Here is a 25,533-nt window from a genome sequence, read left to right on the forward strand (position 1 = left end):
GTCGTCTGAGAGCACGCCCAGGGGAGAACGCAATGCAGGTCCGAGTCCGCAACCAGCCCTCTTTCGCCGTCGCCCGGCTGATGCTGGCGCCGGGGGAACCGTGCCAGGTGGAGTCCGGCGCGATGATGGCCACCAGCTACGGCGTGCAGGTCCAGTCCCAGGCGCAGGGCGGGATCATGAAGGGTCTCGGCCGCGCCTTCCTCTCCGGCGAGTCCTTCTTCATCTCCACCTTCACCGCGCCGCAGAACGGCGGCTGGGTCGACGTCGCGGCCAACCTGCCCGGCGACATCCAGACGATCCCGCTCGACGGCCGCACCGGCTGGGCCGTCACCCGCGGCTGCTGGCTCGCGTCGTCGCACGGCGTGCAGACCGAGACCAAGTGGGGCGGGATGAAGAACCTGATGGGCGGCGAAGGCGGTTTCCTCACCCACGCCACCGGCCAGGGCGAGCTGCTCGTCAGCTGTTACGGCGCGGTCGAGACCATGACCCTGCAGCCGGGCGAGATGGTCACCGTCGACACCGGGCACGTCGTCGCGTACGCCGACACCGTGCAGTACCAGATCCGGAAGGTCGCGACCGGCATCATCCAGTCCATGAAGAGCGGTGAAGGCCTCGTCTTCGACTTCGTCGGCCCCGGCCAGATCATGACGCAGACGCGCAACCCGTCGGCCCTGATCAGCTGGATCATCTCGCACGTCCCGTCCCGCTGATGCGCGTCCAGACCCGGCACACGCCGGGCTTCGGCGTCGCCCGGGTGCTGCTCGACCCGGGCGAGGCCGTGCAGGCCGTGCCCGAAACGCTGCTCGCCAGCCGCTTCGGCGTCACCGAAACGGCGGCGGGCCGCGGCGGCGTCCGCGCGGGCAAGACGACGATGGCCGTCTACACCGCACCGTCCGACGGCGGCTGGATCGACTTCGCGCCGCTGCGCCCCGGCGACGTCTACCCGTTGGAACTGCGCGGCGGCACGGGCTGGTCGGTGCACCGCGAAGCCGTGCTCGTGCGCCCCTCGGCGGTTCGCCACGACCCGAGCTGGGCGCCGTTGCAGCAGCTCTTCGGGGCCGACGCGGGGTTCCTCGAGCACTTCAGCGGCACCGGTCCCCTCGTGCTCGCCGCACCCGGGCCGGTGGACGCGTTCGAACTCGCCCAGGGCGAGCTGGTCACCGTCCGCCCGGACTACCTGCTGGCCTATCCGGACACCGTGCAGTGCCGGCTGCGCGCACTCGATCCCGGCGGCCCGCAGTCGGTGCGCACGGGCGAGGGATTGGCAGTCGACTTCGCGGGTCCCGGGACGGTGCTCGTGCACGCGCGGAACCGCCGTCTTTCGCAGGCGTGATCTTCGGACGAATTGCCCATTGCCGAGGGGAATAATTCCGGTAGCGTGATTGGGACTCGCGCCGCTGGCCTACGCTGGGCCAGCGGATCCTTGTGTGCTGAGGGAGGGCGCCGTGGCTGTCGGCACCGTCAAATGGTTCAACTCGGAAAAGGGCTACGGGTTCATCGAATCCACCGAAGGACCAGACGTGTTCGTCCACTATTCCGCCATTCAGGCTGACGGATTCCGCACTTTGGACGAAGGCGACCGGGTGGAGTTCGAAGTGCAGTCCGGCCGGGACGGACGGAGCCAGGCGGCCGACGTGCGGAAGGTGTCGTAACTACCGCTGTTGACCTGTTGGGCCAACCCCCGGCAGCCGCCGAACCAGGGGCGTTAGGCTGCCGGGCGTGACAGGCGATGTGTCGGGGGACCTCACCGGTCGCCGGCTGGGCAACTACCGCATCGACGGCGTGCTCGGCAAGGGCGGCATGAGCGTGACCTACAAGGCCACGGACGTGCGCCTGGGCCGGAAAGTGGCGCTGAAGGTCATCGGCGACCACCTCGGGACCGACGCCGAGTTCCGCGAGCGGTTCGTCGACGAGGCGCGCAACACGTCCGCGATCGACCACGCCAATGTCGTGCCGCTGTACGACTTCGGCGAGCTCGACGGCATGCTCTACATCGCCATGCGGATGGTCGACGGCGGTGATCTCGCCGGCCTGATCGCGGGCGGTCCCATCGCGCCCGCGCGCACGCTGACCATGCTCGACCAGGTCGCGGACGCGCTCGACACCCTGCACAACCGTGGTCTGGTCCACCTGGACGTCAAGCCGGCCAACGTGCTCGTGACGAAGAAGGAGACCTCGCGCGAGCACGTGTACGTCGCCGACTTCGGGCTGACGCGCCGCGGCGCGACCGGCCACCGCACCCGCGGCGGCGACTTCCTCGGCTCGCCCACCTACGCGGCGCCGGAACACCTTCGCGGCGAGCCGCTGGACGGGCGCACCGACCAGTACGCGCTCACGTGCGTCCTCTACGCCTGCCTCACCGGCAGCCCGCCGTTCAAGGGCGACGTCCCGACGGTGATCAAGGGTCACCTCAACGGCGACCCGCCCGCCATCTCCCGCGCTGTCGCGCTGCCGCCGGCGATCGACGAGGTCATCCGCAAGGGCATGGCCAAGAGCCCGGCGGACCGCTACCCCAACTGCGTCGAGATGATCGCGGCCGCCCGCCGCGCGCTCGGCGCCCAGGCGGCGTCGGACACCCCGCCCGGGCCACCCGGTCCGCCGGGGACCAATCCGGGTGGAATCCCCGCGCCGCAGCGTCCTGGTCAGGTACAACAGGGACCGCACCAGACCACGGCACCGCAGCAGGGAGAGGGGGCCCCCGTGCACCCGTACGGAGGACAGCAGCAGCCCGGTTACGGGCAGCAGCCCGGACCGCAGGGCCCGGGTGGCCCCGGCGGCCTCGGTGGCCCTGGTGGCCCTGGTGGCCCGCCGCAGGGCCCGCCCCCCGGTTACGGCTACCCCCAGCAGGGCCCGCCCCAGGGGATGCCGCCGCAGGGCCCGTACGGCTACCAGCAGCAGGGCATGCCCCAGCAGGGCCCGCCGCCCGGCTACGGCCCGCCCGGCGACCCGATGCGCCTGCGCCCGCCGATGCCCGCGGGCGGCGCGGGCGCGTTCCACCAGGCGAAGAGCGGCAACACCAAGTGGATCTGGATCGTCGTCGGCGCGGTCGTGGTGATCGGCGCGATCGTGACGGCGATCATCCTGTTCACCGGCGGCGACAGCGGCGGCGGCACCCCGACGACCGCGCCGAACATCCCGGTCGGCCCGGGCGACTCCCAGGGCAACCCGACCTCCTCGCTGAATGCGCCCCCGTCGTCGATCTCCATCAAGCCGAGCTCCTGATCCCGGTCCCGGCCGTCGTGTGGTCGTTCGCGGTCGCGAGATCGTGCGGCGCTGAGCAGGTCTTCTTGCACTCTCCCCCCGAGAGTGCTAAACACGGACTTGGCACTCGACGCCGTTGAGTGCCAGGCGCGCGGTCACCGATCGCGTGCTTGAAGGTCGGGACGGTGAGGCTGACCCCCACTCGGGTCCAGTCGTCCGTCGCGGGCACCGAGCCTGGCCGAGGAAAGAGTCCTGCTGCCGCCGCTGCAAGTAACACAGCGCGGCGGTGGCGCCCAATACCGGAGGACCACACCGCAATGGCCAAACTGATCGCGTTCGACGAGGACGCCCGCCGCGGTCTTGAGCGCGGCTTGAACATCCTCGCCGAAGCCGTCAAGGTGACCCTCGGCCCGCGGGGCCGGAACGTCGTGCTCGAGAAGAAGTGGGGCGCGCCGACGATCACCAACGACGGCGTCTCCATCGCCAAGGAGATCGAGCTCGAAGACCCGTGGGAGAAGATCGGGGCCGAGCTCGTCAAGGAAGTTGCCAAGAAGACCGACGACGTCGCGGGTGACGGCACCACCACCGCCACCGTGCTCGCCCAGGCCCTGGTCAAGGAAGGCCTGCGCAACGTTGCCGCCGGCGCCGACCCGATCAGCCTGAAGCGCGGCATCGAAGCGGCCGTCGAGGCCATCATCGAGCAGCTGCACAAGATGGCCGTCCAGATCGAGACCAAGGAGCAGATCGCTGCTACCGCCTCGATCTCGGCCGCTGACCGCACCATCGGCGAGCTGATCGCCGAGGCGCTGGACAAGGTCGGCAAGGAAGGCGTCGTCACCGTCGAGGAGAGCAACACCTTCGGTCTCGAGCTCGAGCTCACCGAGGGCATGCGCTTCGACAAGGGCTACATCTCGGGCTACTTCGTGACGGACCCGGAGCGTCAGGAAGCCGAGCTGGAGGACCCCTACATCCTCCTCTTCGGTTCCAAGATCTCCACCGTCAAGGACGTCCTGCCGCTGCTGGAGAAGGTCATCCAGTCCGGCAAGCCGCTGCTGATCATCGCCGAGGACGTCGAGGGCGAGGCCCTGGCCACCCTCATCGTCAACAAGATGCGCGGCACCTTCAAGTCCGTCGCCGTCAAGGCCCCGGGCTTCGGTGACCGCCGCAAGGCGATCCTGCAGGACATCGCGATCCTGACCGGTGGCCAGGTCATCAGCGAGGACGTCGGCCTCAAGCTGGAGAACGCCGACCTGTCGCTGCTGGGCAAGGCGCGCAAGGCCGTCATCACCAAGGACGAGACGACCATCGTCGAGGGTGCGGGCGACGCCGACCAGATCCAGGGTCGCGTCAACCAGATCCGCGCCGAGATCGAGAACTCGGACTCGGACTACGACCGCGAGAAGCTCCAGGAGCGTCTGGCGAAGCTGGCCGGCGGCGTGGCCGTCATCAAGGCCGGTGCCGCCACCGAGGTCGAGCTGAAGGAGCGCAAGCACCGCATCGAGGATGCAGTGCGCAACGCCAAGGCCGCCGTCGAAGAGGGCATCGTCGCCGGTGGTGGCGTCGCTCTCATCCAGGCTGCTGAGGCTGCCTTCGCCGGTCTGAAGCTCGAGGGCGACGAGGCCACTGGTGCCAACATCGTCAAGGTGGCCGTCGAGGCCCCGCTCAAGCAGATCGCGATCAACGCCGGCCTCGAAGGCGGCGTCGTCGTGGAGAAGGTCAAGGGTCTGCCGCAGGGTCACGGCCTGAACGCCGCCACGGGCGTCTACGAGGACCTGCTCGCCGCCGGCGTGCCGGACCCGACGAAGGTCACCCGCTCCGCGCTGCAGAACGCCGCCTCCATCGCGGCGCTGTTCCTGACCACCGAGGCCGTCGTGGCGGACAAGCCGGAGAAGGCTTCGGCCGCTCCCGCCGACCCGTCCGGTGGCATGGGTGGCATGGACTTCTGAGTTCGGCCGCTTCACCGGGAAAGCCCGGTCCGCTTCGGCGGGCCGGGCTTTTCTTGTGACCGCTACGGCTTGGTGAAGAACCAGATGGCGAAGGCGCCGACGATCACGACGCCGAGCGCGAGCACGCCGAGGCCCCCGAGCCAGGCGGTGCTCGCTTCTTCCGCTTCCAGCGCGACGACGATCGCGCCGATCCCGGTGAGCAGGATCCAGATCGCCACCGCCGCGGCCGTGTAGAGCACGGTCTTCGTGACGCTCGCGCTGCCGGTGTCGTTGAAGGCCAGCGCGAAGAAGGCGGCGAAGGCGGTCAGCCCCAGTCCGGCGAGCAGGTAGAGCCCGCCGAGGACCCCGACGACGACCTTCGCGGCCGTCCGGCCGGCGGTGTTCCCTTGATCCACGACCGCGAACCCTAACCCCTCGAACGGGGTTCGCGGAGGGCATTTCGGCCGGTCAGAGTAGGCGGCTACGCCGAACGGCCCGAACGTCCCCTTGGCGTCCGGGCCGCTGTTCGGCACACCCCTGGTCGTCCGGCGGGCACCGGTTCCCCCTGCGAACCGGCGCCCGCCCCGGTCAGGAGTCTTCTTCGGGGGTCAGAATCGCGGCGGCGATGTAGATCGGGATGGCGATCCCGGCGGAGAGGAAAACGGCGGCGACAAGCCCGATCCGCAGCACGTTCGCGTCGATGCCGAGGTACTGGGACCAGCCGCCGCAGACGCCGGTGAGCATCTTGTCGGTACGGCTGCGGCGGACCTTCTTGGTTTCCGGGGTGTACACGCTGTTCGTCATGCAGCAATGTTCGCCCGCCGGGGGTCCAGTCCACATCGGGAAGGGCCCGGATCCGGACCCTGAACTCGGCCTCCGGGAAAACCAGGTGCCGACCCGGTACAACTTCGGACCATGGAACCAGGCGGCGGCTTGAGGTCGTGAGTGTTGAGGGCGGTTCTAACCGCCCTCAACACTCACGACAGGCCGCGGACCCTCGCCAGCCGGGCTTCCCACGCGGCTCGGACGTCGGCCGAGGCCGCGTATGCCTCCGTGGGCTCCGGGGGGTTGCGCAGGACCGGGAGGTAACCGTCCACAGGGGACAGTGAGGCCGCGCAGACGTCACCTTCCAGCAACGAGATCGTGCCCAGGCCGCACGCGAACTCCAGCTCCGGGAGGGCGCCCGCCAGGGCCAGGCCCGCGGCCAGGCCGACGCTCGTCTCCACCGCGGACGACACCACGCACGGCAAGCCGCACGCTTCGGCGACCTCCAGCGCCCGGCGGACGCCGCCGAGGGGGGAGACCTTCAGGACCGCGATGTCCGCCGCTCCGGCGACCGCGACCTTCAGCGGATCCTCCGCTCGGCGGATCGACTCGTCGGCGGCGATGCGGACCGAGACGCGGCGGCGGACCGCGGCGAGGTCGTCGATCGTCGGGCACGGCTGTTCCGCGTACTCCAGGCCACCCGCCGCTCTGTCGAGATCGGTGATCGCGCGGACCGCAGTGTCGACGTCCCACGCCATGTTGGCGTCGACGCGGATCGCGCCGGCCGGGCCGAGCGCGTCGCGGACCGCCTCCACCCGCGCGCAGTCGTCCGCCAGGGACGACCGGGGGTCGGCGACCTTCACCTTCGCCGTGCGGCAGCCGGCCGCGCTGACCAGTTCGTGCGCCTTCTCCGGGCCGACCACCGGCACCGTCGTGTTCACCTCGACGCGGTCGCGGACCGGCGCCGGCCAGCCCGTTTCGCTTGCTTCGACGGCCGCCTGCAGCCACGGCAGGCTCTCGGCGTCGGAGTAGTCGGCGAACGGGCAGAACTCGCCCCAGCCCGCCGGACCGGGCAGCAGCACGCCCTCACGGACCGTGATGCCGCGGAAGCGGTTGCGCAGGGGAATCGCGTAGACCTTCATCACCGCCGATCATGCCACCGTCCCGCGTTTCGCAATCGGGTGCCGATCAGCGCGATTCCGGACAGAATGACTCCCGTGGTCCTCGATTTCCGCCTGCTGGGTCCGGCCGAAGTCACGGCCGACGGCCACCCGGTGGCGCTCGGGGGGAGCCGGCCGTTGATCGTGCTGGCCGGGCTGCTGCTGCGCGCCAACCGCGTCGTGCCGGTCGACGAGCTGGGCCGGTGGCTGTGGAACGACGACCGCCGCCGGTCCAAGGGCGCGCTCCAGACGTACGTGCTGCGCCTGCGCCGCGCCCTCGGCGACCAGGTCTCGATCCGCACCGAGAGCGGCGGTTACCTGATCGAGGTCGCGGACGACCTGCTCGACCTGTCGCGGTTCCGCGCGCTCGCCGCGCGGGGCAAGACGGCCCTGGACCGCGGTGACAGCCGTCAGGCGGCGGCGCACTTCGCGGAAGCGCTCGAGCAGTGGCGCGGCCCGGCGCTGCTGAACGTCGAGTCCGACGCGCTGCACCGCGACGAAGCCGGCCAGCTCGCCGAAGAACGCCTGCGCGTGCGAGAACTGTGGGCCGACGCGCTGCTCGAGGTCGGCGAGTACGGCACGGTCGTCCCCGAACTGGCCCGCCTGACCAGGGAAAACCCGCTGCGGGAGCGGCTGCATGAGCAGCTGATGGTCGCGCTGTACCGGTCGGGCCGCCAGGCCGAGGCGCTCGACGTCCACCGCCGGATCAGCGCGGTGCTCGCCGAGGAGCTCGGGCTGGACCCCGGCCCGTCGCTGCAGCGCACCCGGCAGGCGATCCTGACCGGCGCCGACGTCGGCGAACCCGCGCGTTACCGCCTCGGCGTCGAACCGCAGGTGCCGCACCAGCTGCCCGCCGACCTGCGGACGTTTTCCGGGCGCGAGAGCGACCTCAAGGCGTTGCACGCGCTGCTGCCCGAGGCGCTCGACGCCGACACCTCGACGCCGATCGCGTCCGTCGAAGGCATGGGCGGCATCGGCAAGACGACGCTCGCGGTGCACTTCGCGCACGAGATCGCCGACCGGTTCCCCGGCGGGCAGATCCACCTCAACCTGCGGGGGTACGGGCCCGGCGAGCCGGTCGAGCCGGGGGCGGCGCTGGAGGCGATGCTCACCGCGCTCGGCGTCCCGTGCGAGCAGATCCCGGCCGACCCTGACGGCCGCGCGGCGAGCTGGCGGACGCACACCGCGGGCCGGCGGCTGCTGATCGTCCTCGACAACGCCAACCGCACCGAACAGGTGCGGCCGCTGCTGCCCGGGCCGGGGTGCCTGGTCGTGATCACCAGCCGCTGGCAGCTGCGCGCCCTGGTCGCGACGCACGGCGCCCGGCGCGTCGCGCTGGAGGAGCTCGGCGAGGAGGACGCCGTGGAGCTGCTCGCGTCCACGATCGGCGCCGAGCGCGTCGCCCGCGATCCGGCGGCGGCCGAACGGTTCGTGCGGTACTGCGGCGGGCTGCCGCTGGCGATCCGGATTCTGGCGGTGCGGGCGGCGCAGTTCCCCGAGCTGCCGCTCGACGAGTTCGCCGACTCCCTCGAGAACGAGCACGACCTGCTCGGCTCGTTCGACCTCGCCGACGGTGACGGCACCAACATCCGTTCGGTGTTTTCGTACTCCTACCAGGCACTCGAGCCGCAGGCGGCGCGGTTGCTGCGGCTGCTCGGACTGTCGACCGGCGTCGACTTCACCGCGCCCGCGGCGGCCGCCGTCGCCGGTCTGGACCTGACGCGGACCCGCCCGGTGCTCGCGACCCTGGCGGCCGCGCACCTGCTCGCCCAGCCGCGGCCGGGCCGCTACCAGTTCCACGACCTGATCCGCGCGTACGCGGGCGAAGCCGCGGAGCAGGTCGACAGCGCGGAGGAGCGCGACGCCGCGCTCGACCGGTTGCTCGGCTGGTACCTGGCGTCGGCGCTCAACGCGTCCCGGCGGATGCGGCCCGAGCGCTACTACCGGCTCCTGGAGCCGGCCGGTCTCGACGGCTTGGCGTTCGCCGAGTACCACGACGCGCTGGACTGGTTCGACGAAGAGGCCGGCAACCTGATCGCCGCGGTGCACCTGGCGCGTCGCCGGCGGCGGGACGACGTCTGCTGGAAGCTCGCCTGGCTGCTGCAGAGCTATTTCGGGACGCGCTCGCGGCTGGACGACTGGCGCTCGGTATTCGGCGTGGCGCTCGAAGCCGCGCGCGACGGCGGGCACCGGCCGGGCGAGGCGGGCATCCTCAGTGGACTCGGCGTGGTCAACGGCGTGGTGCGGCAGTACGACGAGTCGCGGCGCTACCTGGAACAGGTGCTGGCGATCCAGCGCGACCTCGGCGCGCGGGAGGGCGAGGCGCGGGCGCAGTACAACCTGGCGCTGGCGGCGCACAACCTGGACGACTACGCCTGGGCGTACGAGCACGGCGTGCAGGCACTGGAGATCGTCCGCGACTTGGGGATGGGCGCGTTCGAGGCGAGTGTGCTGCGGGCGCTGGGCGACATCTGCACGTCGATGGGCGACCACGAGCAGGCACTGGAACTGGCCGACGCGGCGCTGGCGATCCTCGGCCCGGACGGCCGCCCGCTCGACACCCGGTTCACGCAGCACACACGAGGGCTGGCCCTGATCGGCCTCGGCCGGCTCGACGAGGGCATCGCCTGCATCCGCGACTCGGTGGAGATGTTCTTCACCATGGGCGAGCAGTACGAGGCAGCGGACGTGCTGGCCCAGCTGGGGACGATCCATCTGCGCCACGGTGAGGAGCCGCTGGCCCGGGAGTGCTGGGTGCGGTCGGTGCGGTTGCTGACGGAGCTGGGACACCCGGACGCGGACGACGTGCGGGCGAAACTGGCGGCGTTGGTGGGCGCTTCGAGCTGAGGCTGCCTTGGCCGGGAGTCGCGCGCTGAGTGTGGCTTTCGAGAGCTGTTCGGTGGCGGTGGGGGCTCGCGCGGCTGGGCGCGAGGTGGACGCCTGCTGTGCGGGGCCGGTGGGTGGCCGAGTCTTGCGGGACGGAGACCCGCTCAGCGTCTGGTGCGGGTGCGGTTTCACCGAGGTGGCGCGGAGGCCAGATCGATGATGCGGCGGCGCGGGTCGGTGTGTGAGGTCGCGGCTTGACTGAGGTGGCTTGGGACCCGTTCGGTGTCCGGTGGCAGGGTCGAGATGCGGACTGCGGCTTGATCGAGGTGGCGCGCAGGCCCGTTCGGTGACCGGGCGGTGCGGGGGCGCTGCTCGATGGGGTTCTGCGGTGCGGAGATCTGTGCGAGCGCTTGTGGTCCGCGTGGGAGTGGCTCGGGTTGCGCGGCAGGCGGAGTGGTTCTTGGTTGGTGTGATCCGTTCGCGGCGGCGCGGGTTGGTGCGGGGCTGCGGCTTGATCGAGGTGTGCGTAGGCCCGGTTCGGTGTCTGGCGGCGCGGGCGCCTTACCCGATGAGGTTCTGCCGGTGCGGAGATCCGCGCGAGGGCCCGTGGTCCGCGGGTGAATGGTGCGGATATGCGGTGCGGCGGCGGCCTGGTGCGCGCTAGAGCCGGCCGGGTGGGTGGTTGTGCGGCGGACCGCTCGCGTGCTGACCCCCAGTCGCGGCACGCGAGGCAGTCCCGCCCGCTTTGTCATCCAAGACCGGGGCACTCACTGTCCACTCACTGTCTTGTTCGCGGGCTCGACGCCCAGCAGGTCGGCGAGGGCTTGCGCGTTGCGCGGAGCTTCCACCTTGGCGTCGTTGTCGAAGTAGACGTGGACGTCTCGCTTTCCGTCGTCGTGCCAGGCGCGGATCTTCTTCGCCCACTCGCGCAGGGCCTGGTCCGAGTAGCCGCTGACGTACAGCTCCTCGGCGCCGTGCAGCCGGACGTAGGCGAAGTCGGCGGTCTGGTCTTCGAGGAACGGCCACTTGCCCGCCGTGTCGGCGACGACCAGGGCGATGCCGTGCTCTCGCAGCAGCTCCTTCGCCGCCGGCTCCGCGAAGCTCGGGTGGCGGACCTCCAGCGCGTGCCGCAGCGGCCTTCGCTTCCCCGCCTCCAAGTACGGCTTCGCCTTCAGCTTGTCGTCGTGTTTCGTCGCCAGCTCGGCCGCGTCGGTCGTGGTGCGCGGCAGGAGGGTGAAGAAGTTCGCGAGGCGGTCGGGGTCGAACGTGAGCCGGGGTGGCAGCTGCCAGAGGAACGGGCCCAGCTTCGCGCCGAGGGCGAGCACGCCGGACGCGTAGAAGTTGGCCAGCGACGTCTCGACGTCGCGCAGCTGCTTCATGTGCGTGATGAAGCGGCCGCCCTTCACCGCGAACAGGAAGTCCGACGGCGTCTCGTCGAACCACGCGCGGAAGCGCTCCGGGCGCTGCAGCGAGTAGAACGAGCCGTTGAGCTCGACCGTGTTCAGCCGCCGCGACAGGTACTCCAGCTCGCGCCGCTGGGCCAGGCCCGGCGGGTAGAAGTCGCCGCGCCACGGCGGATAGCGCCAGCCCGATGTGCCGATCCGGATTTCGGCGATCGCTCTCACCGCCTTCCCGCGGTGCGTGATGCCCGTTCGCCGGCTCGCCCAAACGCGCCCGTGCGGGCGCCGTCCGGACCGGTGGACCGCCGGCCGGGACAGCTGACCCAACTTCGCGGACGGCCGTCTCACCGGCCCCTTGACGCGCTTGCTCATCACGCCGCACCGCGCCGGAGCGCCGCCCCGCGCCGGAATTCCGCACCGCGCCGGAATTCTGCACCGCGCCGGAGTTCGGCACCGCGCCGGAGCACCGCACCGCGCCGGAGCACCGCCCCGCGCCGGAGCACCGCCCCGCGCTGGAGCACCGCCCCGCGCCGGAGCGCCACACCGCGCCGGAGCGCAGCACCGCACCCGCGGGCGGCGGGCCGCCGGCCAGCCGGCGGCCGTACCGACCTGCCGGACCGCGCCCAGCAGGAGGCCGGCCGCGAGCGCGCCGAGGAGCAGCCCGGTCGCCGCGTGGAGCGCCGGCCACGTGGACGTGCCCGGCGCGCAGGCCGCGGCGACGAGAATCCGGCGGCGAGACGCCCGGAAAGGTTGCCGCTCCGCGCTTTCATGCCCAGGAGAACCGCCAGTGCCGGGTCTGTACCAGGTCCGACGCGTACTCGCGCAGGTTGCCCGGCTGGGCCGCAAATGTCGGGAGGCTGAACGCCCGGTGTTCCGCCGCCACCGACAGTGCCCTCGCCTGGTTGCGGGGTGGGGCCGACACCGACAGCTCGATCGTGTCGAAGCCCAGCACCACCAGCGTCGCCCCGAACCGCTCTTCCCAGCTGCGCAGCACCGCCGACAGCTCGGCGACCTGGTCGGTGCACTTGATCATGCCCGTCCAGCCCAGCAGGGCCGGGATGTCGGCGGGTCGCTCGGTCTGGACCAAGCCGAGCCTGTGCGGGGCGCGCGTGGCCAGGATCGAGCCCGTGTTGCCCGCCTCGGCCAGCGGGTCGGAGCGACGCTGGCTGCGCTTGGCCAGCCCGGGGAACCGCGCGCCGAAGGGGCGCAGGCAGGCGCCGTCACAGCAGGAGCCGTCCCACCAGCGGTCGAGCACGCTCACCGGGTCGGCCGACGCGACCCGGTGGCCGGCCGGGGCGAGCCGGCCGCGGTCGTCGATCCAGTCTTCGCCGTTCGCCGCGAACCGCTGGTCGTGCGGGATCAGCACCGGCCACAGCCCGGACCGCTCGAACTCGGCCACACAGCCCAGGTAGCGCTCGGGCCGGGTCAAGGGCAGGTCCGACACCCACAGCCGGCCGTGCCACGACCCCGGTGGCAGGGTCTGGACCGGCGGCGCGGGTGTACCGGGGCGGAGCGGTGCGATCGTCATGACGTCCCCTCGAACTTGTGTTCGGCTGGTGCATGTCGAACAGTAGTTCGAGGGTCTGACAATTTCCAGTGATCTCCCCGCTCATCCGTTCGAGTGAATCCGGAAAAGGCCAGGTCAGAGCACTGGGTGAGACGTCTGTGGCGGAAGTTGTTCCTGTGACGATCCGCTGGGCCGAACGGGGACGCCGCGCCGGTGGTGCAGGCTCATGCCCGTGATCGACGACTTCGCGAAGGCCTACCTGCACAGCGACCTGCGAGAGATCCGGGAGGCGGTGCTCGGGAAGCTCGACGGGCTGTCCGAGTACGACATCCGGCGCCCGCTGACCGCGACCGGGACCACCCTGCTCGGCCTGGTCAAGCACCTCGCGGTGGGGGAGGCCCGGTACTTCGGCGAAGTCTTCGGCCGGCCGTCCCCCGACGCCGTCCCGCGGTGGGACGACCTCGAGCTGCGCGGCACCGACATGTGGGCCACCGAGCACGAAACGCGCGAGGAGATCATCGGCCGCTACCGGCGCGTCTGGGCGCACTCCGACGCGACGATCGACGCGCTGGCCATCGACGCGCCCGGGCACGTGCCCTGGTGGCCCCGCCCGGACGTCAAGCTGTTCAACGTCCTGGTGCACGTGCTCACCGAGACCGGCCGGCACGCCGGGCACGCCGACATCCTGCGGGAACAGCTGGCCGGCACGCCGCCGACGGACAGCGGGCGCGACCGGGCGTTCTGGGCGGCGCGGTGCGCGGAAGTCGACCGGGCGGCGAAGGCCGCCGGCCCGATCGACTCCTGAAAGCGCAGGTCAGAGCGGCCGGAGCAGGTCGTCCGCGTCGACAATGTGGTACGCGTAGCCCTGCTCCGCCAGGAACCGCTGCCGGTGCGCGGCGTACTCCGTGTCGACCGTGTCGCGCGAGACGATCGAGTAGAAGTGCGCCTGCCGGCCGTCGCCCTTGGGCCGCAGGAGGCGGCCGAGCCGCTGGGCTTCCTCCTGCCGCGAACCGAACGTCCCCGAGATCTGGATCGCCACGGACGCTTCGGGCAGGTCGATCGAGAAGTTCGCGACCTTGGACACCACGAGCGTCCGGATCTCGCCGCGGCGGAACTTGTCGAACAGCTCCTCGCGCTCCTTGTTCCGGGTGGAGCCCTGGATCACCGGGGCGTCGAGCTCGTCGCCGAGCATCTCCAGCTGGTCGAGGTAGGCGCCGATGACGAGGGTCGGCTCGCCCGCGTGCTTCGCGACGATCGACTTGATCACCGGTGTCTTCGTCATCGCCGTCGCCGCCAGCTTGTAGCGCTCGTCGGCCTCGGCCGTCGCGTAGCCGAGCCGTTCGGCGTCGGTCAGCGTCACCCGGACCTCGGTGCACTCCGCCGGCGCGATCCAGCCCTGCGCCTCGATGTCACGCCACGGCACGTCGTAGCGCTTCGGCCCGATCAGCGAGAAGACGTCGCCCTCGCGGCCGTCTTCGCGCACCAGCGTCGCCGTCAGCCCGAGCCGGCGCCGCGACTGCAGGTCCGCGGTCATCCGGAACACCGGCGCGGGCAACAGGTGGACCTCGTCGTAGACGACCAGGCCCCAGTCGCGCGAGTCGAACAGCTCCAGGTGCCGGTACTCGCCCTTGGTCTTGCGGGTGACCACCTGGTAGGTCGCGATGGTGACCGGCCGGACTTCCTTCTTCTCGCCGGAGTACTCGCCGATCTCCTCTTCGGTCAGCGACGTGCGCGCGATGAGCTCGCGCTTCCACTGCCGCCCGGCGACCGTGTTCGTCACCAGGATCAGCGTCGTGGCCTGCGCTTTCGCCATCGCCGCCGCGCCGACCAGGGTCTTGCCGGCGCCGCAGGGGAGCACGACGACGCCGGAGCCGCCCGCCCAGAACGCCTCGGCGGCCATCCGCTGGTAGTCGCGCAGCTGCCAGTCCGACTCGTCGAGCGCGATCGGGTGCGCCTCGCCGTCGACGTACCCGGCGAGGTCTTCGGCCGGCCAGCCGACCTTCAGCAGCGCCTGCTTGAGCCGCCCGCGTTCGGACGGGTGCACGAGCACGGTGTCGTCGTCGATCTTCGCGCCCAGCATCGGGCTGATCTTCTTGTTGCGCGAGACCTCGGTGAGCACCGCGCGGTCGGTGGTCGACATCACCAGCCCGTGCGCGGGGTGGTTGGCGATCTGCAGCCGCCCGAAGCGGCCCATCACGTCGACGACGTCGATCAGCAGCGGCTGCGGCACGGGGAAGCGCGAGTACGTCGTCAAGGCGTCGACGACCTGCTCGGCGTCGTGCCCCGCGGCGCGCGCGTTCCACAAGGCCAGGGGGGTGATGCGGTAGGTGTGGACGTGCTCCGGGGCGCGTTCGAGCTCGGCGAACGGCGCGATCGCGACGCGCGCGTCGTCGGCCTGGGGGTTGTCGACCTCCAGGAGCACGGTCTTGTCGGACTGGACGATCAGCGGGCCATCAGTCACAACTACTGTTATACGTGCCTCGCTCCGGCCCGCTCCGCTCGCGGGTCCGCCGGTGGGACGATATGCCGAGGGGATCACTGGAGGGCACGTTGACCACACCACCGTCCGACGACAACCCGTTCCGGACGCCGGACTACGCGACGCCGCAGTCCGTGCCGATGCCGGTGGCGCCGATGCCCGGCGGACCGATGCCGGGGGCACCGCAGCGGCCGGGGATCCCGCACTGGTTCAGCGTGAAGGTGCGGATCACGCTGATCGCGTGCGTCGTCGCCGCGCTGGGGCTGGGCGCGCTGGGGGCGATGAGCATCGTGTGGATCCACCAGGCCGGGCCGCCGTCGGACGGCGACTGCCTCTACCTGACGCGCGAGAGCGGCCGGCAGCTCGCCTACCACCGTGTCGGGTGCGGCGAGAACAGCGCGACGTTCAAGGTGGACGACAGCTACCGCGGGACGTTCAGCTGCGGGTCCAGCGACGACTACGTGCGGTTCCAGATCAGCGGCTCCGGCACCGACCGGACCCTCTGCCTCGCGTTGAACGTCAGCTCCGGTGACTGCCTGCGCGACGTCGACGACGACGCCGCGGTCGCCAAGGTCAGCTGCACCGACGCGACGGCGCAGCTGCGCGCCGAGGTCGTCTCCGGCTACGGCGTCACAGACCCCGAAGAAGCCTGCGGCAACGCCGAAAAGGCCCTGAAGTACACCGGTCCGCCGCGCCGGATCGTCTGCCTGAGCCCGACCGGCGAGAACATCTAGCCGAACCACCTCCCGAGCTCGGCCGGCTCGACGGCGTACCCGTCCGGCCGGATCAGCAGCAGCCGCCCGCGGTACTCGCCGTCGGTGGTGGTCGCGCGCACGACGTCGACCTGCCCGGTGTGGCCGGCCGGTGCCGGGTGGTCGCCGAGGTCGAGCAGCAGGCCGCGGCCGCCGTGCAGCAGCGCCGAGAGCCGCGTCGGGCCGGTCGCCGTCGTCAGGTCGAGGTCCGGGACGCGGTGCGCGCCCGGGTAGCTCAGCGCCAGCCCGGACATGAGCCCGCTGAAGTAGCGGTTCCCGTCCGGCGTCCGCATCAGGTCGACGACGATCTCCCGCAGCGCTTCGACGTTTTCGCCGCGGTCCGGCGTCGTGAACACGCGCTGCGCGGCCGTGTGCCGCAGCACCTGGGCGGCGGCCGGGTGGCGTTCGTCGTGGTAGCTGTCGAGCAGCCCGGCCGGCGCCGTGCCGCGGACGGTCGCGGCCAGCTTCCAGCCGAGGTTCATCGCGTCCTGGACGCCGAGGTTGAGCCCCTGGCCGCCGAGCGGCGGGTGGATGTGGGCGGCGTCGCCCGCGAAGAGCACCCGGCCGTGGCGGTAGCGCTCCAGCTGCCGTGTGGCGTCGTTGAACCGCGACGCGCCATGCAGCTCGCCCAGACGCGTTTCGGCGCCGTAGAGGGCTGCCAGGGCCTTGGTGACCTCCGTGTCGGTCACCGGCGCGTCGCGGCTCGGCTGCGTCGTCGTGGCGCCGAAGACGAACCGGTGGGTGCCGTCGCCGAGCGGGGTGAGCATCGCCCAGTAGCCGTTCGCCTGCCGTGTCACCTCGCTGAAGTGCGCGACGCGCGGCGGGACGAGGTCGGACGCCGCCGCGAGCGTGAGGTGCGCGAGCGTGGCGACGTAGGTCTCGGTGCGGCCGGGGAACGGCAGCCCGAGCCGCTTGCGGACGGTGCTGTGCGCGCCGTCGCAGGCCACCAGCCAGCGCGCGCGGAGCCCGTCGACGGTGACGCCGTCGTCGTCGGCCTCGACGGTGGTGACCTCGAACCCGCGCCGGAGCACCGCGCCCCGCTTGACGGCGTGCTCGGCCAGCACCGCCTCGACCTCGTCCTGGCTCCGGTTGAGCACCCGCGGGTGACGGGTGCGCCAGGCGCCGTGGTCGAGCGGGACCGGCAGCCCGGCGAAGTGGCCGTTCGGGCCGTCGACCGTCCGGTCGGCCGGGTCCAGGCCGCGCAGGTCCAGCAGTTCGGCGGTCCGCGGCTGCAGGCCGACCGGGCGTGGCAGGCCCGGCCCGTCGCGGCGGTCCAGGACGGTCACGGAAACCCCGGCCAGGGCCAGTTCGGCGGCGGTGGTGAGGCCGGCGGGTCCGGCGCCGGCGACAAGGACGTCCATGTGCACTCCTCAAGTAGACTGAGTGCAAAAGTAGACCAAGTGCAAAGTTGTCCGCGAGCTAATAACTGTTCTGGTCGGGGAGCAGGGCCTGGACGTCGAGGCGGTCGGCCAGCTGGCCCGAGTTGTGCATCAGGTCCGCGACCCGCTGCAGCCGGATGCCGTTGAGGGACGCCGGGTACGAGCCCAGCGAGATCAGGGACGCCGTCGTCGTGTCGATGTCGGAGAACTTCGGGAGCGAGTCGCGGATGATCGCCGGGTCCGTCGCGCTCTGCTGGGCCGTGCCCAAGGCGGTGCGGAACGCCGCGAGGGTGCGCGGGTTGGCCTGCGCGAACGGCTTGGTGGCGGCGTAGCCGGACAGCGGGAAGTCGAGCGTCGCGCCGCGGGCGCCGTCGGCGAGGATGTGCGCGCCCAGGTCCTTCTCGGCGCGGGTGATGTACGGCTCGATCATCAGCGCCGCGTCGACGTCGCCCGCCTGAAGCGATTGCGGCATCCGGTCGAACGCGACCTGCTTGAACTTGATCTTCGTGACGTCGACGCCCGCGGTGCCCAGCACCGAACGCGCGACGAGCGCGCCGACGTCGTCGAGCGCGTTGACGGCGATCTCCGGTGCCTTTTTGGCCGTCGGCACCGTGTAGTCGGAACCCGGCAACGTGACCAACGCCATGGTGTTCGGGCCGGACGTGTACGCCTCGCCCTGGAGCTGCAGGGCCGCGCCGCCGGCCGCGGCGCGGAACATCGCGATGTCACTGGCGAACGTGACGTCGAGGTCGCCGGACGCGAGTTTGGCCAGTCCGTCGTCGGCGCCGAGCTCCACCAGCTGCACGTTCAGGCCCGCCGGGCCGAATTTCCCGGCCCCGACGGCGATGCGCAGCGGGGCCGTGTCGATGGCGTTGCCCACACCGACCCGCAGAGTGGTCCGTTCCAATGGCGGCGCGGCGGCGGTCGAACCGGAATTGAACAGGCTGCAGCCCGCGGTCGCCAGCAGCGCCGCTACCAGCGGAATCGTCCATCCGCGTCTGATCATGAACCTTCACCTACCGCGAGAATCTGATTCTCGTGCTGGATCGTATGGTCCGCGCCCCATACGATCGCGGGCAGGGCCGGATCGCGCCAGCGCGGCTTTCGGATCTTCATGAAGCGGGCTACCGTTCAGTAGGTTCGAGGTGTCGGTAGGTCCGCGGGTTCCTCCCGCGGTGGAAAAGGAAACCAGGTGACCCGTCGCGACAAGCGTCCCCGCAAGGGTGGCGAGGCGGCGGATCCGCGTCCGGCCGGCGGTCGCTGGCGACTGCGGAACTGGCGCCTCGGCACCAAGCTCTTCGCCGTCGTGCTCATTCCCGCGCTGGCCGTGATCGCGCTCGTCGGCCTGCGGATCAGCACCGACCTGCGTGACGCGCAGCAGCTCGCGGAGTTCGCGACCCGCGGCCGGGTTGACAGCACCGTCGCCGAAGCCCTGCACGAACTCCAGCGCGAGCGCGACCTCACCGTCCGGTTCGTCGCGCAGAACCGCCAAGGCGACACCGCCGACCTCGCCGGCCAGCGCAAACGCGTCGACCAGGCGATCGGGACGTTCGAGCGGACCCTCGCCGACAGCCGGCCGCGTCTCGACGCGAAGGCCGCGGAAAGCCTGCAGCAGACCGACGATCGGCTGCGTGTGCTCGGCGGCCTCCGGTTCTCCGCGGAGCACTCCGCCTACCCCGCCGACGCCGTGCTCCGCTCCTACAGCGAGCTGATCTCCGGCCTGCTCGACATCAGCGACTCCGCCGCGGCCGACGTCTCGGACCCCGAGCTCGCGCGGTTGCGCTTGGCGGGCAACGCACTGGCGCGGATCAAGGACCAGCTGTCGGTCAAGCGCGCGGTGATGGCGGAGGCGCTCGCCGAGGGCACGCTGAGCCGCGACCGCACGCGCGCGCTGCTCGGCGCGGAAGCCGAGCTCGATGCCGCGCACAACGACTACCGCACCTTCGCGACTCCTGACCAGCAACGGATGTACGACGACACGGTGATCGGCCTGGTCGTCGACATCGGCAACGACATGGTCGAGTCCGCGCTCACCCGCACCGAAAACGGCCAGAACCTCTCGGGCCTCGACCCGAACCAGTGGGACACCTCGGCGACGCACACGGTGAACCTCGCCCGCCAGGTGCAGCAGGCGTTGCTGGTCCAGTTGCAGGAACGCACGGACACCCTCGCGTCGCAGGCCCGCACGGCGGCGATCTGGGACGGCGGGGTCGTCCTCGCGGTGCTGCTCGTCGCCGGGGTGCTCTCGGTCGTCATCGCGCGGTCCTTGTTGCGCCCCTTGCGGATCCTGCGCCGCACGGCCCTGGAGGTCGCCGAGCACCGGCTGCCCGCAGCGGTGCAAGGCCTGCTCACCGACCCGGAACCCGCGCCGGAGAACCTGCGCAAACGTCTCGCCGTCGCCCCGGTTCCGGTGTTCACGCGCGAAGAAGTCGGCCAGGTGGCGCGCGCGTTCGACGCGGTGCACGGCGAAGCCGTCCGGCTGGCCGGGGAACAGGCGATGCTGCGCGAGAACGTCAACGCGATGTTCGTCAACCTCTCGCAGCGGAGCCAGGACCTGGTCGAACGGCAGCTTTCGGTGCTGGACCGGATGGAGGCCGACGAACAGGACCCGGACACCCTGGCCGGGCTGTTCGAGCTCGACCACCTCGCGACGCGGATGCGGCGCAACAGCGAGAACCTGCTGGTCCTGTCGGGTCAGGACTCCGCGCGGGAGGACGCCGGCGCCGTCGCGGCGGACGAGATCATCGGCGCCGCGCTCTCGGAGGTCGAGCACTACCAGCGCATCGAGCTCGGCCCGGCGCCGCAGGTCGCGGTCCGCGGTGAGGCCGTCAACGACCTCGTGCACGTCGTTTCGGAGCTGCTGGAGAACGCGACGCGCTACTCCGGCGGCGGCGCCGTCACCGTGGCCAGCGCCGAAACCCACGACGGCGACTGGCAGATCGAGATCACCGACCACGGCGCCGGCATGCCGCAGGCCGAGATCGACCGCACCAACGCGCGCCTGGCGAACCCGCCGGACGTCGACGTCGAGGTGTCGCGCCGGATGGGCCTGTTCGTGGTCGCGACCCTGGCCGTGCGGCACCGGATCGACGTCCGGCTGAGCGCCGCCCAGGGTTCCGGGCTGGTCGCGACGGTGCTGGTGCCGACCGCGCTGATCGTCGAGCTGCCGCCCCTGCCCGCGCCGCCGCCACCCGCCGAGCCCGAGCACGCCGCGGAACCCGAACTGCTGGCGCCGCTCGCCCCGCTCACGCCGCCGGAGCCGGAGCCGGAGGGGCCGGAAGAGCTGACGCCACCGTCGATCGAGGCCGGCCCGCCGCGCCGCGCGCCGGTGGTGGCGCGCGAGCACGCCCCGGAGTGGCCGACCGCGGAAGACGACATCCACCTCGACTTCGACGCCCCGACCGAGCGGATGCCCGCTTACCGCGACGTCCTGTCCCGCTGGTTCGACGCGTCCGCGCCGCCCGAGGTGCCGCGCCGGGCGACCGAGCCGCGCCCGGTCGCCGAAGAGCCCCGCCCCGTCGAACCCGAGCCGCGGCACGCGCTGGCCTCGGGGTTGCCGCTCCGCGAGGCCGTGCCGCCACCCCCACCGCCGCCGCCGCCACCCCCGCCGCCCGCTCCGGTGCCGGTGGCCGCCGAGCCGAACCCCGACGACGAGGACACCGATCCCCAGTTCGCGCCGGTGCCCCCGCCCGTCGTGCCCCCGCAGCCGCCCGCCGCGATCGAGCCCGAGTACCAGTGGCCGACCCCCGCGGAGCTGGAGCAGGAGGACGGCGCCGAGGACACCTGGCCGTTCCTGCAGCCCGCCGACGCGGCCGCCAGCCCGGGAGCGGTGCCGGAGCAGCGGCCGATACTCTCTCTTTCCCCGGAGGCGGTGCGCGAACGGATGACAAGCCTGCAAGGCGGCTTCCGGCGAGGGCGGCACGCGAGGGGAGAAGACACCCGGAACCAGTGAAACGGATGAGGCATGAGCTCGAAGACGCCCCTGCTGGAAGTGATCGCGCTGGACGCGGCGGACGCCGAAGGCGCGCAAGCGGGCGGGGCCGACCGCCTCGAACTGGTCGCGGACATGGCCCAGGACGGCCTGACACCCTCGCTGGAGACCCTGCGTGACGTGCTGTCGGCGACCGATCTCCCGGTCCGGGTCATGCTGCGGGACAACGGTTCCTTCGCCGCCGGCGACATCGAAGGCCTGCGCGCGGACACGGCCCGGCTGATCGAGGCGGGCGCGCGCGAGTTCGTGTTCGGCTTCCTGAACGTCGACAGCGAAATCGACCTCGACGCGTGCGAAGCACTCATCAAGGAGATCAACGGCCTGCCCTGGACGTTCCACCGTGCCATCGACCGTACGCGTGACCCGCTGCGCGCGTACGACCAGCTCGCGGCACTGGGCTGCGACACGGTGCTCGCCGCGGGCCACCCGAACGGCGTCGGCAGCGGGCTGTCGGTGCTGCAGCGCCTCGCGCAGCGCGAGAACGGCCCGGAGTTGCTCGTCGGCGGCGGCCTGCGCGCCCAGCAGGTCCACCTGTTGCGCGCGGGCGGGGTGCGCGGGTTCCACGTCGGCAGCGCGGTCCGGCCCGGTGGCTGGCAGGCCGCCGTCGACGCTGAATCGGTTCGCATGTGGGTGGAACTCGTCAAGTCCTGATCGAACTGCGAATTCTGTGCGCCACCCGGCGTTTTATGACGAGATCCGCAGGGTGTCGCGGAGTGCGCGGTAAACGCGTTCTTTCGCCGTGAAATTGCATTTCGCCGCTGCAAAAGCCGAGGGTCGCTTGCGTGTGCAGGTGCACGCGCAAGTCCGGCTTTGACCTGGTTGGCGGCTGATTTCGAGCAGATCGACTCGTTACGGTAGTCCCGCATTTCGCGATCCGGCCGACGTACAAGAATCGTTCTGCAGTTCGGGAGGCGGCGCTGTGTGCGCGCGTATTCAGTTCAAGACGAGCTCGTGGCAAGGCCAGCAAGAACCGAAGAACGCGACCATCCGGTGGATTTCCGTCGCCTGGGGGAGGCTGATTCCCCGCGAATACCGAGTCAGTGAGTCCGGAACAACCCGGAAGGTCGAATCGTGACCAGCGCGCTACCGCGGCAACGCGGAACCGGTCCGTCCGAAGACGAGTTCGCCCAGCTGGGGCTCGGCAGCTCGCTCGCCCTCGGCGGCCTCCTGGCCGTCGTCAAGATCGCGGAAACCGCCACAGGTGTGGTGCTCACCGCCGCCGGGGTACTCCCCGGTGCCAACCCCCCGACGGAGCGACCCGGAGCCTGGCCCGGAGGGGAATGACCGGGAGTTGCCAGGGCCGGCGGCTCTCTAGGAGACGGAGGGCTGCCATGACCGGCAGTGACGGCCGGGAGAACCCGCGCGGCGCCCGCGTGGGCCTCGCCGACGTGCGACGGGTCGAAAAAACCGTCGCGGAACTCCGGGCGCGGGACTACCGCTACGGCGGCGGGTCCTGCGCCGAAGCGATCGAAGCGCGGCTGCCGGCCGCGGCGGAGCTGCTGACCGGCACGATGCGGGACGCCGTGCTGGTGCGGCTCTGCACCGTCGTCGCCGACCTTTACAACCTCGCCGGCTGGACCAGTTTCGACGAGAACCGGCCGGCGGCCGCGCTGACGGCGTTCGCGCGGGCCCTGGAACTGGCCGTCGAGGCCGGGAACGACGACCTGCAGGCCAACATCCGGTACCGCACCGGCCGGCTGCACCTGCACTACGGCGCGGTCGACGCGGCCCTGGCGGAGTTCGCGCAGGGCCGCGAGGCGGCGCTGCGGGCGCGTTCCCGGCGCGCGCAGGCGATCCTGTCGGCCAACCAGGCGTGGGCGTACGCGAAGAAGGCCGACGTCACCGCCGCCCTGACGTACCTGCGCCGCGCGCGGGCCGAGTTCGCGGACGCGCACGAGGCCGAGGTGTCGCCGTGGGCCGCCTTCTTCGGGGACACCGACATGGCGGCGATGATCGGCACGGTGCACGGCGAGCTGGCACAGGTGGTCGACGTGCGGCACGGCCGCGCCGGGATCCGCGCCCTCACCGACGCGATCGCCGGCTACGGCCCGGACATGACGCGCAGCCGGGGCCTGACGGTGATCTGGCTGGCCACCGTGCACGCGCTGGACGGCGATCTCGACGTCGCCGCCGCCGTCGGGCAGGAGGCCATCGACCTGGCCGGCGCGTTGCGGTCGCCGCGGACCCGGCAGCGCCTGCGGACGCTGTCGGCGGCGGCCCGCCGGTTCTCCGGCGACGGGCACGCCCAGGAGCTCGTCGACCGCATCGACGGTCTGCCGCGTTGACCATCGAATTCCCATGAAATGGTAAACGGTGCGGAAAACGGAAATGGGAATCGAGAAATGACCAACAAAAGTAGGTCGGTCGCCGACTTATGCTCCTTGGCAACCTGCTGCGAGTATTCCGCGCAGGCCCGGTCCCCACCGCCGAGAGGAATTCTCCCATGCGCTTGCGCAAGCTTGTCGCGGCTGCCGTGCCGCTGCCTGCGTTGCTCGGCCTCGCCGTGGCCGTCCCGGCCGCCGCGGCGTCGGAACCCCTGGTCACGCTGTCCGACTCGGCCGCGCCGCTCGTCAACAGCGCCCGCACCGGCGACGTCGGCGCGGCTCAGCAGATCACCGCGGCCCTCTCCCTGAAACTGCACAACCAGCAGGCGCTGGAAAAGTTCCTCGCCGATGTGCAGAACCCGGCTTCGCCGCAATACCACCACTTCCTCACGCCCGCGCAGTTCAACGCCGAGTTCGGTCCGACGCAGGCCGACGTCGACAAGGCCGTCTCATTCCTCGGGAAGGCGGGGGCCACCGGGATCGAGGTTTCCGGCAACCGGCAGGCCGTCACGTTCCACGGTTCGGCGGCGCAGCTCGAAGCGGCGTTCCACACCCGGATCGGGACCTACCACGACACCGTCTCCGGCCGGGACTTCTTCGCCAACGACGCCGCGCCGACCGTGTCCGCGGACGTCTCGGGCGTCGTGGCGAACGTCGTCGGCCTCGACGACCACGCCGTGCGGACGCACTCGTCCGCAGCGGCCAAAGCGCAGCCCAACGTCGTCAAGTCCGTCACCCCGCCGGTCCTCAAGACCGCGTACGGCACCAGCGGCCTCTCGGCGACCGGCAGCGGCGTGAAGGTCGGGTTCGTCGAGTTCGACGGCTACAAGAAGGCGAACGTCACCAAGTACGACAGCACGTACGGCCTCGCGGCCGGCTCGGTGACGACGGTCCCGGTCAGCGGCGCGAACTACGACTCCGCGCCCGGTGACGGCGAGATCGAGGTCGAGCTGGACATCGAGGTCGTGCACGCCCTCGCCGCCGCGGCGAACGACTACGTGTACGAGGCGCCCAACTCGAGCGCCGGCGAACTGGCGATGTACCAGAAGATCGCGTCGGACCACACGGTCAACGTCGTCTCGATCTCCTGGGGCGCCTGCGAATCCGCCGAGGGTTCGAGCGCGGCGAAGAGCGTCAGCAACGCGATCGCGACCGGCACCGCGGAGGGCATCTCCTACTTCGCGGCGGCGGGCGACGACGGCACGACCGACTGCTACCGCCAGACCGGTTCCACCGCGAAGGCCGTGGACTTCCCGGCGTCCAGCCCGAACGTCACCGGCGTCGGCGGCACGCAGCTGACCGTGACCTCGTCGAACGGCTACAGCAGCGAGAAGGCGTGGAACGACGGCGCGTCCAACGGCTCGACCGGCGGCGGCATCTCGACGGTCTTCACAGCGCCGTCCTGGCAGTCCACGCAGAGCACGACCAACCGCAAGGTCCCGGACGTCTCCGCGGACGCGGCCAGCGGCTCGGGCTACTACATCTACACCGCGGGTGCCTGGGAGACGGTCTGGGGCACGTCCGGCGCGGCCCCGCTGTGGGCGGCCTTCGCGACGCTGCAGAACCAGGTCCACGGCGGCGGCCTGGGCAACCTGAACCCGAAGTTCTACTCGATCGGCAACGGGTCCTCCTACGGCACGGGCTTCCACGACGTGACGACGGGCAACAACACCCTGCACGGCACGACCGGCTTCACCGCCGGCACGGGCTACGACCAGGTCACCGGCTGGGGCTCCTTCAAGGGCTCGGGCCTGTCGGGCCTGATCGGCTGAGCTCGCGGTAGGTCCGTGAAGGCCTCCTTGAGGGACGTAGAGTCCCTCAAGG

Annotated in this window: 21 protein-coding genes; 13 read left to right on the forward strand and 8 right to left on the reverse strand. The window is 71.4% G+C overall.

Translation table 11 applies throughout. The annotated features are described in order from the left end of the window. Positions 1-32 precede the first annotated feature (32 nt). The 5 genes from OG494_RS41390 (at position 33) to groL (ending at position 5,147) form a co-directional block, all read left to right on the forward strand. Positions 33-710, forward strand: coding sequence for a TIGR00266 family protein (locus OG494_RS41390; RefSeq protein ID WP_323324264.1), 678 nt, complete (start codon positions 33-35; stop codon positions 708-710). After that, positions 710-1,333: an AIM24 family protein gene (locus tag OG494_RS41395; protein ID WP_328448190.1), complete on the forward strand. Its 624-nt coding sequence runs from the start codon at positions 710-712 to the stop codon at positions 1,331-1,333. Before OG494_RS41390 ends, OG494_RS41395 begins: the two co-directional genes overlap by 1 nt. Positions 1,334-1,445: 112 nt before the next feature. Further along, entirely contained in the window at positions 1,446-1,652 is a 207-nt protein-coding gene (locus OG494_RS41400) for a cold-shock protein (RefSeq protein WP_005164266.1), read from the forward strand. A 67-nt stretch (positions 1,653-1,719) separates the two neighbouring features. Continuing rightward, positions 1,720-3,222: a serine/threonine-protein kinase gene (locus OG494_RS41405; RefSeq protein ID WP_328448192.1), complete on the forward strand. Its 1,503-nt coding sequence runs from the start codon at positions 1,720-1,722 to the stop codon at positions 3,220-3,222. A 296-nt stretch (positions 3,223-3,518) separates the two neighbouring features. Then, the gene (gene groL / locus OG494_RS41410) at positions 3,519-5,147 is read left to right on the forward strand and encodes a chaperonin GroEL (RefSeq protein ID WP_326944734.1); all 1,629 of its coding nucleotides are present in this window, start codon (positions 3,519-3,521) and stop codon (positions 5,145-5,147) included. A gap of 62 nt (positions 5,148-5,209) precedes the next feature. Here groL and OG494_RS41415 read toward each other — a convergent pair whose 3' ends face one another. From OG494_RS41415 to OG494_RS41425, 3 genes are all read right to left on the reverse strand, one after another. Continuing rightward, the gene (locus OG494_RS41415) at positions 5,210-5,542 is read right to left on the reverse strand and encodes a hypothetical protein (RefSeq protein WP_328448196.1); all 333 of its coding nucleotides are present in this window, start codon (positions 5,540-5,542) and stop codon (positions 5,210-5,212) included. Positions 5,543-5,714: 172 nt separating this feature from the next. Further along, the gene (locus OG494_RS41420) at positions 5,715-5,930 is read right to left on the reverse strand and encodes a PspC domain-containing protein (RefSeq protein WP_328448198.1); all 216 of its coding nucleotides are present in this window, start codon (positions 5,928-5,930) and stop codon (positions 5,715-5,717) included. 173 nt (positions 5,931-6,103) lie between these two features. Beyond that, the gene (locus OG494_RS41425) at positions 6,104-7,033 is read right to left on the reverse strand and encodes an o-succinylbenzoate synthase (RefSeq protein ID WP_328448200.1); all 930 of its coding nucleotides are present in this window, start codon (positions 7,031-7,033) and stop codon (positions 6,104-6,106) included. A 75-nt stretch (positions 7,034-7,108) separates the two neighbouring features. Between OG494_RS41425 and OG494_RS41430 the strand changes: the two genes are divergently transcribed. Next, positions 7,109-9,898, forward strand: coding sequence for a BTAD domain-containing putative transcriptional regulator (locus tag OG494_RS41430; RefSeq protein ID WP_442874344.1), 2,790 nt, complete (start codon positions 7,109-7,111; stop codon positions 9,896-9,898). Positions 9,899-10,644: 746 nt separating this feature from the next. On the opposite strand, the gene OG494_RS41435 is transcribed toward OG494_RS41430, so the two are convergent. Further along, positions 10,645-11,502 (reverse strand): DUF72 domain-containing protein, encoded by an 858-nt coding sequence (locus OG494_RS41435; RefSeq protein WP_328448204.1) that lies wholly within the window; start codon positions 11,500-11,502, stop codon positions 10,645-10,647. A 541-nt stretch (positions 11,503-12,043) separates the two neighbouring features. Continuing rightward, positions 12,044-12,805 (reverse strand): DUF4253 domain-containing protein, encoded by a 762-nt coding sequence (locus OG494_RS41440; RefSeq protein WP_328448206.1) that lies wholly within the window; start codon positions 12,803-12,805, stop codon positions 12,044-12,046. Positions 12,806-13,010: 205 nt separating this feature from the next. On the opposite strand from OG494_RS41440, the gene OG494_RS41445 reads away from it, so the two are divergent. Then, the gene (locus OG494_RS41445) at positions 13,011-13,589 is read left to right on the forward strand and encodes a DinB family protein (RefSeq protein ID WP_328448208.1); all 579 of its coding nucleotides are present in this window, start codon (positions 13,011-13,013) and stop codon (positions 13,587-13,589) included. Positions 13,590-13,598: 9 nt separating this feature from the next. Here the strand turns inward: OG494_RS41445 and OG494_RS41450 are convergent, their stop codons facing one another. After that, a complete protein-coding gene (locus tag OG494_RS41450) occupies positions 13,599-15,245 on the reverse strand; it encodes a DNA repair helicase XPB (protein ID WP_328448210.1) in 1,647 nt (548 codons plus the stop codon). Between the two features lie 89 nt (positions 15,246-15,334). On the opposite strand from OG494_RS41450, the gene OG494_RS41455 reads away from it, so the two are divergent. Further along, positions 15,335-15,997: an LppU/SCO3897 family protein gene (locus OG494_RS41455; protein WP_328448212.1), complete on the forward strand. Its 663-nt coding sequence runs from the start codon at positions 15,335-15,337 to the stop codon at positions 15,995-15,997. Here OG494_RS41455 and OG494_RS41460 read toward each other — a convergent pair. Then, a complete protein-coding gene (locus OG494_RS41460) occupies positions 15,994-17,376 on the reverse strand; it encodes an FAD-dependent oxidoreductase (protein ID WP_328448214.1) in 1,383 nt (460 codons plus the stop codon). The genes OG494_RS41455 and OG494_RS41460 overlap by 4 nt on opposite strands. 58 nt (positions 17,377-17,434) lie before the next feature. Further along, positions 17,435-18,400: an ABC transporter substrate-binding protein gene (locus OG494_RS41465; protein ID WP_328448216.1), complete on the reverse strand. Its 966-nt coding sequence runs from the start codon at positions 18,398-18,400 to the stop codon at positions 17,435-17,437. 186 nt (positions 18,401-18,586) lie between these two features. Between OG494_RS41465 and OG494_RS41470 the strand changes: the two genes are divergently transcribed. The 5 genes from OG494_RS41470 to OG494_RS41490 all read left to right on the forward strand — a co-directional run bounded on the left by OG494_RS41470 (position 18,587) and on the right by OG494_RS41490 (position 25,481). Further along, the gene (locus OG494_RS41470) at positions 18,587-21,346 is read left to right on the forward strand and encodes a sensor histidine kinase (RefSeq protein ID WP_328448218.1); all 2,760 of its coding nucleotides are present in this window, start codon (positions 18,587-18,589) and stop codon (positions 21,344-21,346) included. Between the two features lie 12 nt (positions 21,347-21,358). Beyond that, positions 21,359-22,036, forward strand: coding sequence for a copper homeostasis protein CutC (locus tag OG494_RS41475; RefSeq protein WP_328448220.1), 678 nt, complete (start codon positions 21,359-21,361; stop codon positions 22,034-22,036). A 420-nt stretch (positions 22,037-22,456) separates the two neighbouring features. Next, entirely contained in the window at positions 22,457-22,669 is a 213-nt protein-coding gene (locus OG494_RS41480; RefSeq protein ID WP_328448222.1) for a hypothetical protein, read from the forward strand. Between the two features lie 47 nt (positions 22,670-22,716). Further along, positions 22,717-23,670, forward strand: a complete 954-nt coding sequence (locus tag OG494_RS41485) for a hypothetical protein (protein ID WP_328448224.1) — start codon at positions 22,717-22,719, stop codon at positions 23,668-23,670. A gap of 158 nt (positions 23,671-23,828) precedes the next feature. Next, entirely contained in the window at positions 23,829-25,481 is a 1,653-nt protein-coding gene (locus OG494_RS41490; RefSeq protein WP_328448226.1) for a S53 family peptidase, read from the forward strand. Positions 25,482-25,533: the final 52 nt, after the last annotated feature.

This window comes from Amycolatopsis sp. NBC_00438, from assembly GCF_036026695.1.
In the GTDB taxonomy this organism is placed as follows: Bacteria; Actinomycetota; Actinomycetes; order Mycobacteriales; family Pseudonocardiaceae; genus Amycolatopsis.

Excerpts from the sequence above, each read along its gene's own strand:
- OG494_RS41395 (WP_328448190.1), top strand. The coding sequence starts at position 710 with ATGCGCGTCCAGACCCGGCACACGCCGGGCTTCGGCGTCGCCCGGGTG.
- OG494_RS41390 (WP_323324264.1), top strand. The coding sequence starts at position 33 with ATGCAGGTCCGAGTCCGCAACCAGCCCTCTTTCGCCGTCGCCCGGCTG.
- OG494_RS41440 (WP_328448206.1), bottom strand. The coding sequence starts at position 12,805 with ATGACGATCGCACCGCTCCGCCCCGGTACACCCGCGCCGCCGGTCCAG.
- OG494_RS41475 (WP_328448220.1), top strand. The coding sequence starts at position 21,359 with ATGAGCTCGAAGACGCCCCTGCTGGAAGTGATCGCGCTGGACGCGGCG.
- OG494_RS41485 (WP_328448224.1), top strand. The coding sequence starts at position 22,717 with ATGACCGGCAGTGACGGCCGGGAGAACCCGCGCGGCGCCCGCGTGGGC.
- OG494_RS41445 (WP_328448208.1), top strand. The coding sequence starts at position 13,011 with ATGCCCGTGATCGACGACTTCGCGAAGGCCTACCTGCACAGCGACCTG.
- OG494_RS41490 (WP_328448226.1), top strand. The coding sequence starts at position 23,829 with ATGCGCTTGCGCAAGCTTGTCGCGGCTGCCGTGCCGCTGCCTGCGTTG.
- OG494_RS41425 (WP_328448200.1), bottom strand. The coding sequence starts at position 7,033 with ATGAAGGTCTACGCGATTCCCCTGCGCAACCGCTTCCGCGGCATCACG.
- OG494_RS41420 (WP_328448198.1), bottom strand. The coding sequence starts at position 5,930 with ATGACGAACAGCGTGTACACCCCGGAAACCAAGAAGGTCCGCCGCAGC.
- OG494_RS41465 (WP_328448216.1), bottom strand. The coding sequence starts at position 18,400 with ATGATCAGACGCGGATGGACGATTCCGCTGGTAGCGGCGCTGCTGGCG.
- groL (WP_326944734.1), top strand. The coding sequence starts at position 3,519 with ATGGCCAAACTGATCGCGTTCGACGAGGACGCCCGCCGCGGTCTTGAG.
- OG494_RS41460 (WP_328448214.1), bottom strand. The coding sequence starts at position 17,376 with ATGGACGTCCTTGTCGCCGGCGCCGGACCCGCCGGCCTCACCACCGCC.